The 12,771-nt window shown below is 65.6% G+C and carries 11 protein-coding genes; 8 read left to right on the top strand and 3 right to left on the bottom strand.

What is annotated here, in order from left to right:
- Positions 1-10: 10 nt before the first annotated feature.
- Positions 11-1,705 carry a dihydroxy-acid dehydratase gene (gene ilvD / locus E3T27_RS06055; protein ID WP_104197633.1) on the bottom strand — a complete coding sequence of 565 codons (1,695 nt, stop codon included), beginning with the start codon at positions 1,703-1,705 and terminating at the stop codon, positions 11-13.
- A 31-nt stretch (positions 1,706-1,736) separates the two neighbouring features.
- Positions 1,737-3,977, bottom strand: coding sequence for a bifunctional alpha,alpha-trehalose-phosphate synthase (UDP-forming)/trehalose-phosphatase (locus tag E3T27_RS06050; protein WP_241992151.1), 2,241 nt, complete (start codon positions 3,975-3,977; stop codon positions 1,737-1,739).
- 135 nt (positions 3,978-4,112) lie between these two features.
- Between E3T27_RS06050 and E3T27_RS06045 the strand changes: the two genes are divergently transcribed.
- The 8 genes from E3T27_RS06045 (at position 4,113) to E3T27_RS16930 (ending at position 10,522) form a co-directional block, all read left to right on the top strand.
- Positions 4,113-4,301, top strand: coding sequence for a hypothetical protein (locus tag E3T27_RS06045; RefSeq protein ID WP_104128266.1), 189 nt, complete (start codon positions 4,113-4,115; stop codon positions 4,299-4,301).
- Positions 4,302-4,417: 116 nt separating this feature from the next.
- Positions 4,418-4,972 (top strand): hypothetical protein, encoded by a 555-nt coding sequence (locus tag E3T27_RS06040; RefSeq protein WP_104197631.1) that lies wholly within the window; start codon positions 4,418-4,420, stop codon positions 4,970-4,972.
- A 70-nt stretch (positions 4,973-5,042) separates the two neighbouring features.
- Positions 5,043-6,818, top strand: coding sequence for a glycoside hydrolase family 15 protein (locus E3T27_RS06035; RefSeq protein ID WP_134571913.1), 1,776 nt, complete (start codon positions 5,043-5,045; stop codon positions 6,816-6,818).
- Positions 6,819-6,904: 86 nt separating this feature from the next.
- Positions 6,905-7,507 carry a biotin transporter BioY gene (locus E3T27_RS06030; protein WP_134571912.1) on the top strand — a complete coding sequence of 201 codons (603 nt, stop codon included), beginning with the start codon at positions 6,905-6,907 and terminating at the stop codon, positions 7,505-7,507.
- On the top strand, positions 7,504-8,184 hold the full coding sequence (locus tag E3T27_RS06025) for an energy-coupling factor ABC transporter ATP-binding protein (protein ID WP_134571911.1): 681 nt from the start codon (positions 7,504-7,506) through the stop codon (positions 8,182-8,184). Before E3T27_RS06030 ends, E3T27_RS06025 begins: the two co-directional genes overlap by 4 nt.
- 10 nt (positions 8,185-8,194) lie before the next feature.
- Entirely contained in the window at positions 8,195-8,788 is a 594-nt protein-coding gene (locus E3T27_RS06020) for an energy-coupling factor transporter transmembrane component T family protein (protein ID WP_134571910.1), read from the top strand.
- Positions 8,789-8,938: 150 nt separating this feature from the next.
- Entirely contained in the window at positions 8,939-9,940 is a 1,002-nt protein-coding gene (locus E3T27_RS06015; RefSeq protein WP_134571909.1) for an FKBP-type peptidyl-prolyl cis-trans isomerase, read from the top strand.
- Positions 9,941-10,102: 162 nt separating this feature from the next.
- A complete protein-coding gene (locus tag E3T27_RS16930) occupies positions 10,103-10,522 on the top strand; it encodes a DUF1801 domain-containing protein (protein ID WP_104197625.1) in 420 nt (139 codons plus the stop codon).
- Between the two features lie 20 nt (positions 10,523-10,542).
- On the opposite strand, the gene E3T27_RS06005 is transcribed toward E3T27_RS16930, so the two are convergent.
- Entirely contained in the window at positions 10,543-12,762 is a 2,220-nt protein-coding gene (locus E3T27_RS06005; RefSeq protein WP_134571908.1) for an alpha-galactosidase, read from the bottom strand.
- Positions 12,763-12,771 lie beyond the last annotated feature (9 nt).

Raw genomic sequence — 12,771 nt, 5'->3', positions numbered from 1 at the left:
GTGCGCGAGATCACCCAGTGATGGCGCCTTCGGCGGCTGAGTGCACGAGCTTGGCGTATTTGGCGAGGACGCCACGGGTATAACGCGGGGGAAGCGGCGCCCAGCCTTCTCGGCGGGCGGCCAACTCAGCAGGTGCGACCAGTAGGTCAAGCGTGCGAGCTGCGATATCGACCCGTATCAGATCCCCATCGCGCACGAAGGCGATTGGACCTGCGTCCACCGCTTCGGGTGCTATGTGGCCGATGCACAGTCCGGTTGTGCCGCCTGAGAATCGACCGTCCGTTAATAGTAGTACATCGGAGCCGAGCCCTGCGCCCTTGATGGCGGCGGTAATCGAGAGCATCTCGCGCATTCCCGGCCCGCCCTTCGGGCCTTCATAGCGGATGATGACAACGTCACCCTTGTAGATCTTGCCTTCGGTCAGGGCATCCATCGCCGCGCGCTCCCGCTCGAAGACCCGTGCCGGTCCCTCGAAGACGGCGGCATCGAATCCAGCGGTCTTGACCACGGCACCCTCCGGCGCAAAGGTGCCCTTGAGGATGGTGATGCCACCGCTCTTGTGAATGGGGTTGTCGAGCGTTCGCAGCACCTCCCCGTCGAGGTCGGGCGGGTCGATCTCGGCGAGGTTCTCGGCCACGGTCTTGCCGGTCACGGTGAGCGCGTCGCCGTGAATGAGGCCGGCCTCGAGCAGCGCGCGCATGACGACGGGAACGCCGCCCTGACGGTCGACATCGTTCATGACGTACTTGCCGAAGGGCTTGAGGTCGCCAATGTGCGGAACCTGGTCGCCGATGCGGTTGAAGTCGTCGAGGGTGAGCTCGACCTCGGCCTCACGGGCGATGGCGAGCAGGTGCAGTACGACGTTGGTCGAGCCACCGAAAGCCATGGCCACGGCGATGGCGTTCTCAAACGCCTTGCGGGTGAGAATATCGCGAGCGGTGATGCCGAGGCGCAGCATGTTGACGACGGCTTCGCCCGAGCGGCGGGCGAAATAGTCGCGACGACGGTCAGCGGATGCCGGGCTCGCCGAGCCGGGCAGGCTCATCCCGAGGGCTTCTGCGACGCTGGCCATGGTGTTCGCGGTGTACATGCCGCCGCAGGCACCCTCGCCGGGAGCAAACGCGCACTCGATGCGCTTGGCATCCGCTTCGCTCATGCGTCCCGCTTTCACCGCGCCGACGGCTTCGAACGAGTCGATGATGGTGATGTCTTTTTCGGTGCCGTCGGAGAGTTTGACCCAGCCCGGCGCAATCGATCCGGCGTAGAGGAACACGCTTGCGAGGTCGAGTCGAGCGGCGGCCATGAGCATGCCGGGCAGCGATTTGTCGCAGCCGGCGAGCAGTACGCTGCCATCGAGACGTTCGGCCTGCATGACGACCTCGACCGAGTCAGCGATGACTTCCCGGGAGACGAGGGAGAAGTGCATGCCTTCGTGACCCATCGATATGCCGTCGGAGACCGAGATGGTACCGAACTGCAGCGGGTAGCCGCCGCCGGAGTGCACGCCCTCCTTCGCCGCCTGCGCCAGGCGGTCGAGCGAGAGGTTGCACGGTGTGATCTCGTTCCACGAGCTCGCAATACCGATCTGGGGCTTGTCCCAGTCCGCATCGCCCATCCCGACTGCACGGAGCATTCCACGAGATGTGGTGGCCTCGATCCCATCGGTGACGTCGCGGCTACGGGGTTTCACATCGATCTCAGACATACTTCCGAGTCTAGAACCTTGCCGAGCCGGGTTAACCCGCCTGGGCAGCCCGAAGCTCCGCGATACGCACCAGCACTTGGGTAACCTCGTGCGGGCTGCGCACCCGGTAATTCGCGAGGGTGGCACCCTGCCCGATTTTGAGCCCAAGGTCGTCGTCACGCAAAGCGCCGAAGGCATCCTCGTCGGTCACGTCATCACCGGCGTAGAACACACGGTCGGCGCCGGTGTAGTCGCGCAGCTTCTTCAGTGCGTCGCCCTTGGTGCTCGACCGCACCGAGAATTCGAGCACGTTCTTACCTTCTCGAACGGTCAGCCCGGGCAGCTGATCGCCCAGTTGCTCGCGGGCTTGACGTTCGGCTCTCTCGCCGTCTTCGTCGGTTGCGAGGCGAGTGTGCAGGGCCATGCCAGCGGGCTTGCGCTCGATTGTGGTGCCAGCGATCCCGCCAGAGATACTCTCGAGCACCCGGGCGAGGGTATCGAGTTGCTCGAGCTCGGTGGAAAGCAGGTTGAGCTCGATCTCGGGGGTGTCCAGCTGCACCTCGATGCCGTGCGAGCCAGTGAGCAGCACCGAACTCTGCGGCTGGGCAACGTGTTGCAGGCTCACCAGGGCTCGTCCGGAGACGAGGGCGACTCGCACCCCCGGCAGGTCGAGCAGGGCCTGCACGGCTTCCCGGTTGCCGGCGATGGCACGGGCGTCTTCGGGATGGTCGACGTGGGGCGCCAGGGTGCCGTCGAAGTCGAGGGCGATGAGCAGGTTCTCGGCGCCGGCAATGCTCTGCAGTGCCAGGTCGAGGTCGTCGGGGATTCCGGCGGGCACGGCGGCGCCGCCGGTGAGCGCTCTCAAGAAGGAAGCCGACCAGACGGCGACATCGTTCTCGGCGACTTTGCGTCGCAACGACCGCATGCGGCGCGTACGCTCCCGTTTGGGCATCTCGATCGCCCGCACGATGGCATCCTTGGTACCGTCAATGTCGTGCGGATTGATGAGAATAGCCTGTTTGAGTTCATCGGCGGCGCCGGCGAACTCGCTCAACACAAGCACTCCGTCAACGTCGAAACGCGCGGCCACATACTCTTTGGCGACCAGGTTCATGCCATCGCGCAAGGCGGTGACGAGCATGACATCGGCGGCGAGGTACATCGCGACCATCTCTTCGCGCGGATAACTGTGGTGGTGGTAGCTGATAGCGATGTGACTGATAGTGGAGAAATCGCCGTTGAGCCGGCCAACAGCGAGCTCGATCTCGTCGCGCAGGGCCATATAGGTACTGACGCGTTCGCGTGATGGGCTGGCAACCTGCACCAGGGTGACGTCTTCAACGCTCAACCGGCCGTCGGCGAGCAGCTCACCAAAGGCCTTGATGCGGTGGCCGATGCCCTTGGTGTAATCGAGCCGGTCGACGCCGAGCATCAGTGTTTTGGGGTTGCCGAGATCTTCGCGAATTTGGCGAGCCCTGGCTTGAATGTCGGGGCGCCGGGCGAGTTCTTCGTAGCCGGCCGAGTCGATCGAGATGGGAAAGTGTTTGGCGATGACGCGGCGGGAGTCCCCATTCTGGCCGGTCTCACTGGTCGGCACGTCGATGACGACGCCGCGGGTGGGGTAGCCGTAAAGACGACGTACCGCTTGGGAGAAGTTACCGGCGTCAGCACTGCGCTGGAAGCCGATCACGTCAGCGCCGAGCAGCCCGTGCAGAATCTGTTTGCGCCAGGGCAACTGCGCATAGATTCCATATGGCGGAAAGGGAATGTGATTGAAGAAACCGATGACGAGGTCGGGGCGGGCTTCGCGCAGCATGCGCGGCACAAGCTGCAGCTGGTAGTCGTGTACCCAGACCGTTGCACCCGGGGCAGCAACTGCAGCAGCCGCCGCTGCGAATCGGCGGTTGACGGTGATGTACGCTTCCCACGTTTCGCGGTGAAAGCTCGGCGGAGCGATAACGTCGTGGTACAGCGGCCAGAGCGTGTCGTTGGAAAAGCCCTCATAGTAATCTTCGATGTCGGCTTCATCGAGCCGCACCGGCACGAGCGAGATCCCGTCATTTTCGAACGGTTCGAAATCGCGGGCGGCGACACCCGGCCAGCCGACCCAGGCTCCATGCGAGGAACGCATCAGCGGTTCAAGCGCGGTGACCAGCCCTCCGGGCGACGTGCGCCAGGTGATGGCGCCATCCTCGGCCTCTTCGTAATCTACCGGTAGCCGGTTGGAGACGACGACGAACGTGTACGTGCCAGCGGGGGCAGGCTCGGGCGCTACGGGGGGCGGGTCGACCAGGGACCGTGTGGGCTCGGCTGAAGTTGTAATGGATCATCCGTTCCGGGCACACCCGAGGTGCACACCTCTGTTGCAGCCCCAAGGTTACCAGTCGGACCACGCCTATTCCCGGGTAACCTGATGCCGGAGGAACACATGCGAAAATTCTTGTTCAGCAGTGCAATGATCGGCGTTATCGCCGGTGGTTGGAACACCGTCCAGGCCACGCGGCACGGCCCGCGGGACTGGCGTCTCGTGATGCTGTGGCTCGGTTGGGGCCTGAGCGCCGCCGTCGCCATCGGCACGGTCATCGAAGACGCGAATAAACGTCAGGTCGAGAGCTGAATTCAGCTCCCAATCGGCGTGTTCGGCGGCGTGTCCCCCGGTAAGTCGACGACTTTTCACCGAAAATGTAGAGTGGCTCATTTCAGCTGCACACGCGCACCAGAAAGGGGCTTGTCATGTTTGGTCGTCGACGCCGACGTTTGGCCGCAAGTGCGGCGCTGAGCGTCGCCTCCACCCCGGTGCTGCGCGACGAACAGATTTTCGAACTGCTGCACGACAAGCTCACGGCGTTGGTCGGTGAGCACGGCGCCTGGACGCTGGTGGCCCGCAGCGCGGACGACACCGAGGTCATTTTTCACGGGTTGAAAGCCAGGGCGATCGCGACCGAGCTGACCGACGCGATCACCACCCAACAAGCCGTCCTGCGCGGCGAAAGCAGCGGTGAGCCGACCGCCCTGACCTGGTCTCCCGCGCCAATCACGACCTGGAGCGAACCAGCCGCGAGCCAGGCCCCGGCACGGGGCGCTGCACCAATCAACGCTGCACCAACCAACGCTGCCCTGGCCAGCGCGGCCTCGGTCAGCACTGCCTTCGCCGACACTGCCTCGGTGGACGCCCTGCTCGCTGAAGCCACGTCGGTTGAACCGAACGACGACGACCTGGCTGCGGCCTCCGCTGCCTGGATTGACAAGGCCTCCGCAACGCTCGCATCGGCCCGCCTCGTCGTCTAACCGCATCAGCAACAATCGATGATGCCCGATCGTCGGCGAATTCTCACCCTGTTGCTGACAGGATGGCCTGATGGCACTCAATATCGAGGACTACGCGCTCATCAGCGATTGCCATTCGGCGGCCCTTGTAGGTCGGGACGGCAGCATCGACTGGCTCTGCCTGCCACGCTACGATTCCGCTTCGATGTTCGGAGCCCTTCTCGGCGACGAGAACCACGGCCGATGGCTGCTGGCACCGGCCGACGAGGACGCCACCGCAGCCCGCAGCTATCAGGGTGACACCTTCGTGCTGTCGACCGTGTGGACCACGAAAACAGGCCAGGTCGAGGTACTCGACTTCATGCCGCACGGCAATGGCCGGGCCGATCTGGTGCGCCGGGTGCGCGGTATCAGCGGCACGGTGCACATGACCCAGGATTTCCGCATCCGCTTTGGCTATGCCACGACGATCCCGTGGGTGCGCCAGCTCAAGGGCGAGTCGGTGCACGGCCTCGTGGCGATCGCCGGGCCCGACGCGATCGTGGTGCGCGGCCCTGCCCTGCGCGCCTCCGACCACCGCCACGTGTCCCATTTCGCCGTCACCGCTGGCGACACGGTCGACGCCCATCTGACCTGGTATCCCTCGCACCGCGATACTCCACCCGCCATCGACATCGATGCCGTCCATGCCGCGACCTGCGCCTGGTGGCAGAAATGGGCGTCGAGTTGCAGCCACGAGGGCCCCTTACGCGCCCAGGTGGTTCGTTCCCTGCTCGTGCTGCGGGCGCTGACGCATGAGCGAACCGGCGGCATTGTGGCAGCCGCGACTACCTCTCTGCCCGAGCAGATCGGGGGCACCCGCAACTGGGACTATCGCTATGTCTGGCTCCGCGACGCCTCGCTCACGCTCGAGGTTTTACTCAGCCACGGCTACGAGGTGGAGGCCGACGGCTGGCGGGCCTGGCTGCTTCGCGCCATTGCCGGCGACCCGGGCGACGTGCAGATCATGTACGGGCTCTCCGGCGAGCGCTACCTGCCCGAACACGAACTGACCGCCCTGCCCGGCTACCAGGGCTCCTCCCCCGCGCGCGCGGGTAACGGCGCGGTCGGCCAGTTCCAATCCGACGTGATCGGCGAGGTCATGGTGGCCCTGCATGCAGCCCGCGCTGCGGGCGTGCGCGAGAACGAGTTCTCCTGGCCGCTGCAGCGCGCCCTCATGAGCTTTCTCGAGAAGAACTGGCGCCGCGCCGACCAGGGCATCTGGGAAGTACGCGGCCAAGCGCGCGAATTCACCCACTCGCGGGTGATGGTCTGGGCCGCCTTCGACCGCGCCGTGCGCGGCATCGAAGAGTACGGCCTCGACGGTCCGCTCGACCGTTGGAGGACCCTGCGCGACGAGGTGCGCACCGACATCGAGACTCGCGCTTTTGACGCGAATCGAAATAGCTATGTGCAGTACTGCGGCAGCACCGAAGTGGATGCCTCGCTCCTCGTACTCCCGCAGGTCGGCTTTTGTGCGCCCACCGATCCACGCATGCTCGGCACGGTGGCTGCGATCGAGGCAGACCTCATGCGAGATGGGCTGCTGATGCGCTACCGCACCCACGCCGCGGTGGACGGATTGCCGCCGGGTGAGCATCCGTTTCTGGCCTGTTCCTTCTGGCTGGTCGAGCAATACGCCAAGTCGGGACGACGTGAAGACGCCAATGCGCTCATGAATCGACTGCTCGGCTTCGTGAACGATGTCGGACTGCTCTCCGAGGAGTACGACGTGACCAGCGGGCACCAGATGGGCAACACCCCGCAAGCGCTCTCACACCTGGCACTGGTGCGGGCAGCGGATGCGATTGAGGCTGCTGGCTCGTGATCCCGATCACGACCTCTACAGTTCGCGGTGTTTTGTTGTAGATATTCTTCAGCGGCGGGTGGACGCCGAATTCTAGATTTAAAACCATGACCGACACCGCACGTTCGAGCGCCCCGACAAAGCGCATCATGCCCGCCCGTGATCTTGCCCAGATCGCTATCTTCGCCGCCCTCATCGCGGCGCTCGGCCTGCCGGGACCCCTCAACATCGGGCCGGTGCCGATCACCATGCAGACCCTCGGCGTGATGCTTGCCGGCGCTATTCTCGGCCCGCGCAAGGGAACCCTCGCCGTGCTGTTGTTTCTCGTTCTGACGGCGGTGGGTCTCCCCCTGCTCGCCGGCGCTCGCGGCGGCATCGGCGTCTTCACAGTCAGTCCGGCCGCTGGCTACCTGTACGGCTGGCTGCTCGGTGCCTTCGTCACCGGATACCTCACCGCCCGCCTGCTGCCGAAATACCCGTTTTGGCCCGCTCTCGGCGCCACGATTCTCGGCGGCATCGTCGCCGTCTACATGGTTGGTATTCCCGTCATGGCCCTCAACCTCGGCCTGCCACTCGTGACCACGATCGGCCTGAACCTCGCGTTCATACCCGGAGACCTGATCAAGGTCATCGTGACCGTGCTGGTCGCCCGCCAGGTGCACAAGGCCTACCCTGGCCTCATCGCGAAGGGTCGCCGGCCGGTAGCGTGAGCACCATACGCTTCGACCAGGTCGGGCAGTCATTCGGTGAGCGCAGGGTGCTGCGCAACGTGAATCTCAGCCTGACCGAGCACCGCATCGGTATCGTCGGCGCGAACGGCTCGGGTAAATCCACGCTCGTGCGCATGATCAATGGACTCGTCACTCCAACGAGCGGCACCGTGACGGTGGACGGGCTCGACGTGGCCCGCCATGCTCGCGACGTACGCCGCAAGGTGGGGTTCATTTTCACGAATCCCGACAACCAGATCGTGATGCCCACCGTGCAGGAAGACGTGGCGTTCACCCTGCGTCGACGCGGTCTCTCCCCCGCCGAGATCGCCGAGCGCACGGCGGCCACCCTGGAACAGTTCGGTTTGAGCGAGCACGCCGAGCAACCGGCGCACCGCCTCTCCGGCGGGCAGAAGCAACTGCTCGCCCTCGCCGCCGTTTTGGTGGCACGTCCAGCCACGATCGTTGCCGACGAACCGACGACCCTGCTCGATGCCCGAAATGCCCGGCGCATCGGAGAGCTACTGCACACGCTTCCCCAGCAGGTCATCGTCGTCACCCACCACCTCCACCTGGTCGAAGAATTCGACCGCGTGATCGTGATCGAGGACGGCACGGTCGTCGCTGACGGCGCGCCCGAGCAGTCCCTGGCGGCGTACCGCGCCCTGCTGCAGTGAGCAGCGGCACATGATCGGCCTGTACAGCCCCGGCACCTCGCTCATTCACCGGGCGCCCACCCTGCTCAAGCTGTTTCTGCTCTCGCTCTGCGTCGTTCTGATCGGAATCTCGCCCAATCCGTGGGTCGTCGGCGGCGCGGCGGCCGGCGTCGTGCTTTTGTTTGTGATGGCGCAGGTTCCGGTGCGAGCGGCCATAGCCCAGATCGCCCCGATTCTGCTGATCCTGCTGGTCGCGGTCCCCATCCAGGGATTGCTCTCCGGCTGGATGGTCGCCGCTCTGATGGCTGGCCGTCTGCTCGTGGCAGTGGCCCTCGCCGCCCTGTTCACGATGACCACGACGGTCACCGCCGTGCTCGAAGCGTTCCAGGCCCTGCTGCGACCGTTCCGCCGGTTCATCGACGCCGACCGGGTGGGGTTGCTCGTCGCGCTCACCATTCGCTGCATTCCGTTGGTGAGCGACATCGTGCGCGAGGTGCTCGAGGCCCGCACGGCCCGCGGTACGCGGGGATCGCTCCTGTCGATCGCCGTTCCGGTGGTGGTGCGCTCGCTCTACGCAGCGGATGCCCTGGGTGAGGCCCTGATCGCCCGCGGTCTCGACGACTGACTCTCGCCTGTTCGGTCGCCACGCCGAGGCCTCCACTCAGCCCGTTCTGAAGCGAAGCGTGGCAGAGTAGGATTTTGGGCGTTCGCGCCACCCAGACATTCACCCGATCCGTGCCTGCCTGTCTGCAGCCACGTTCTCGAAAGAGGCCCCGTGTCGAAGATTCCCGCCCTGCTCGCCATCGTTGGCCTGACGCTCGCGCTGACCGCTTGCGGAAGCAGCGATACGCCCCAGCCAACGGATGCCGCTCCCGCGGCCGATGCTGCCTTTGCCGAATGCACCTCCCCGGGCAAGATCTCGGACGCCGTCGATGTGACCGGCGACTTCGGCGGCGTTCCCACCGTGGACTTCGCCGAGCCGCTTGACCCCTCGTCCACCCAGCGCACGGTGGCGATCAAGGGAACCGGCACCACCGAGGCTGGCGGCGGTTCCTTGGTAGCTGCCTCACTCTCGGTGTACAACGGAACCACCGGCGCCGTCGTGCAGGAAACGAAGTACCCGACCGACGGGTCCAGTGAAACCATCACCGTCGGTGATACCTTCCTGCCGGGACTCGTGCGGGCCGTCAACTGTGCCGTTGAAGGCGACCGCATCGTGACGGTCAGTACGACCGAAGACGCCTTCGGCACCACGGGCGCATCCGAGATCGGAATCGCAGCCGGTGACTCGGTTGTCTTCGTCATCGACGTCATCTCGGTTACCAACCTCGCCGACCGTGCCGACGGTGTCGACCAGCCCGCCGTCGACGGTCTTCCCACCGTCACACTCGCCAAGGATGGAGCCCCAACCATCACCATCCCCGACGCGGATGCGCCAACCGAACTGAAGATCGCACCCTTGAAGCTGGGTGACGGAGCCGTGGTCGCCGATGGCGACACCGTATCGGTCGAATACACCGGTGTGATCTGGGCCGGCGGCAAAACCTTCGACTCCTCGTGGACCACGGTCGGACCGGCAACCTTCGCCACCAACCGGGTCGTTCCAGGCTTCGGCGCCGCGCTCGTCGGCCAGACCGTCGGATCCCAGGTGTTGGCGGTCTTGCCACCGGCCGAAGGCTATGGCGAAGCGGGCAACGATCAGGCTGGTATCAGCGGAACAGATACCCTCGTGTTCGTCGTCGACATTGTGGGCACTGCAGCGACTCCCGCCGCCTAACGCGGACGCCCGGCGCGCCGCCCATCGACCTTTCGGTTGGTGGGCGGCGTTTTTTCGTCTACTGACGAGCCGTTCCTGAGTGTCTACCCAGCCGCGCCGGGAGTTGACGTGAGAGTGTGGAGATACGGAACCAACTGCCCGGCAACGTGTCGGGCGTGATCTATCCCATCGAAAGAGGCTATCCACCTGGCATCCACACCCGCCCCCACTATCACGATCAAGCCAACGACCAAGCCGTCGAATATTGACGAGTACGTTGCCGTTCCCGCCGAGCCGCTCGCCAGCGTTGTTGACCTGCTGCGGGCCACGTTCGATCTGGGACTACCGGAAACCGCAACGGAACTGTGGCACGGGCATCCGGTCTGGCTCGACGACGACGTGCCGGTCGCCGGATTCAAGGCCTACCCGACCTTTGTGACCGTGTTGTTCTGGCGCGGCCAGGCCATCACCGATGACTCGGGCAAGCTCAACGCGAGCGGGTCGGCGGAGATGAGCGAGTTCAAGCTGAAAAGCGTCGACGACTTCGACAGCGACCTGTTCGACGGTTGGCTGCGGCAGGTACGCGAGCTCGAAGCCGCGTAGCTCCCAGGGGTGACAATCGCTCAGTCGACCGCGTCGACCGCGAAGAGGGCGGCCTGCTCCGGGGCAAGCAGCGGCGCGGGTAGCCCCACGAGAGCGAGCACCGCCCCGGTCAGCGTCACCGCGCCACCGCCACTGGCAGCATCGGCGACGGTGGTGGAAGCTGCAGTCAGGCCTCCCAACGCGGCATGCCACGCTGGCGGTGTGTCCTGGATTGTGCGCGGAGAGCCGCCGAGTAGCAGGGGCGTCACTCGATAGCGCCGCTCGGGCGCGAGGCCGGGAAATCGCATCCGCTCCGGAACGGCGTCACGCGGGGCTGCGAGGGCCACCTGGGCGAAGAGGGCCGAATCCTGGTCGCGTGAGACGACGCCGTGCAGCACAAGAGCGGGGTCGCTCGGGTCGGCCCGCACGACAACACCGGAGTGCAGCAGAGGGCGCAGCCGTTTGTAGTGCGTGATCCACTCGGTAATCTGCCCGAGCTCCTCGGCGCTCGCACTAACGAGATTCCACTCAATGCCGGCCGCACCGAACAGGGCGGTCGCCAGCCGAAAACTGAGCTCAGAGGTGCGTCCGGTGGTGTGCGCCGTGGCCGCGCCGAGATGCCCGCCGAGGTATTCCGGCGGCACGAGCACGCCCGTATATCGTTGGATCTGCTGTCGCTCGAGTGGGTCGTTGGTATCGCTGGTCCAGACCCGATCGACGCGCTCGAGGATTCCCAGGTCGATCCGGGCTCCCCCCGACGCACAGGACTCGATCTCGATGCCCGGGTGTGTCGCGCGCACCGCATCGATCAGACTGTATAGCGCCGCCGTCTGCCGGTGGGCGGAGCCAGCCAGCAGGTCGCGATTGTGGTCCCACTTCAGGTACGCGATCGGGTACTCCGTGAGCAAAGCGGTGAGGCGGGCGAATACCCAGGCAAAAGCTTCCGGGTGGCTCAGATCGAGCACACGCTGGAACCGCCAGGTCAGCGCCGGTGTTTCGGTGGCCGAGGGTTCCGGGACGCCGCCGAGCACCCACTCCGGGTGCGCACGGGCAACCTCCGAGTCGAGACTCACCATCTCTGGTTCGACCCAGAGGCCGAAATCCAGGCCGGCCGCGTGCACGTGTTCGATCAGCGGATGCAGGCCACTGGGCCACGTCACGGGGTCGACGAACCAGTCGCCGAGGGCACGGCGATCATCCCTACGGCCCGTGAACCAGCCGTCATCGAGGACGAAACGTTCCACGCCGGTCTGCGCCCCGGCATCTGCAAGGCGCGCCAGGGTAGGCAGGTCATGCTCAAAATACACGGCCTCCCAAGTGTTCAGCACGACCGGGCGCGGCGTCCGAATGGTCGACCACGAGCGGATCCACGGATGCAGGCGCGCCGACAGCCCGTCGAGCCCGGCATCCGAGTACACGGCCACGGTCCACGGGGTGCTGTAGCTTGCACCGGCGGCCACACCCAGCTCGCCGGGAGCCAGCAATTCACCGCTTCCGAGCACCGAAAAGCCGAGGGGGCTGTTCTCAGCCCAGGCGCGCTTGTCACCGCTCCAGGCAAGGTGAGTGCACCACACTTCACCCGAACGAAAACCGAATCCGGGCGTACCGGCCACCATGAGATAAGAGTCGTCATGCCCGGGGCGGCCGTGTCGAGACTCGCGGCTCCACACGCCGTGGCCGAGCGTGCTGCGCTGCGGCCGACGCTCGTGAGTCCATAGCCCGGTGAAGTCAAGCAGTTCCCCGGCCCGACCGGGTACCGGCAGTATGACGTCGAGCGAACCCAGTTCGAAGGCTGCGTCGCCGGCGGTGGTACTCGTGTTGGTCACGGTGTGACGCAGCCGAAGCACCCCCTGAACCGAGATTTCAAGGTCGGTGCGCACGGAAATCTGGGCCGCGGCATCCGCCAGCAGGAGCGTCAGGGTCTGGGTTCCTGGCAATGCGAAGCGCCCCGTGGGGCGCTCGCCCGACCGAACGCCTACCAGGCGTAGATCAATGGCCGAGCCGCCCCGGCCGGGCCGGAAACCGCTGATTCCCGGTCGCCCGCTCCACCCCTGCGCGAGGGTGGGCAACAGGGTGAGCCGCAGGGGTACGTCAATCGAGCTTGGCGCGATCGACGGCACGGATGCGTCGGCCAACGTGGTCAGCATGGCGTCGGTCAAATCGCCCAGGTCGGCACCCCAGTGCACGATGACGGGCACGCCCGTGCCGCGGGCATCCAGCACCAGGCTGGTGCCCGCGGCACGGAGGTAGGGAATCGACACAGTGGAGCT

The organism is Cryobacterium lyxosi (assembly GCF_004403345.1).
Taxonomy (GTDB): Bacteria; Actinomycetota; Actinomycetes; order Actinomycetales; family Microbacteriaceae; genus Cryobacterium; species Cryobacterium lyxosi.
This window is presented reverse-complemented; position numbering and strand designations above follow the sequence as displayed.

Excerpts from the sequence above, each read along its gene's own strand:
- E3T27_RS06035 (WP_134571913.1), top strand. The coding sequence starts at position 5,043 with ATGGCACTCAATATCGAGGACTACGCGCTCATCAGCGATTGCCATTCG.
- ilvD (WP_104197633.1), bottom strand. The coding sequence starts at position 1,705 with ATGTCTGAGATCGATGTGAAACCCCGTAGCCGCGACGTCACCGATGGG.
- E3T27_RS06040 (WP_104197631.1), top strand. The coding sequence starts at position 4,418 with ATGTTTGGTCGTCGACGCCGACGTTTGGCCGCAAGTGCGGCGCTGAGC.
- E3T27_RS06030 (WP_134571912.1), top strand. The coding sequence starts at position 6,905 with ATGACCGACACCGCACGTTCGAGCGCCCCGACAAAGCGCATCATGCCC.
- E3T27_RS06045 (WP_104128266.1), top strand. The coding sequence starts at position 4,113 with ATGCGAAAATTCTTGTTCAGCAGTGCAATGATCGGCGTTATCGCCGGT.
- E3T27_RS06020 (WP_134571910.1), top strand. The coding sequence starts at position 8,195 with ATGATCGGCCTGTACAGCCCCGGCACCTCGCTCATTCACCGGGCGCCC.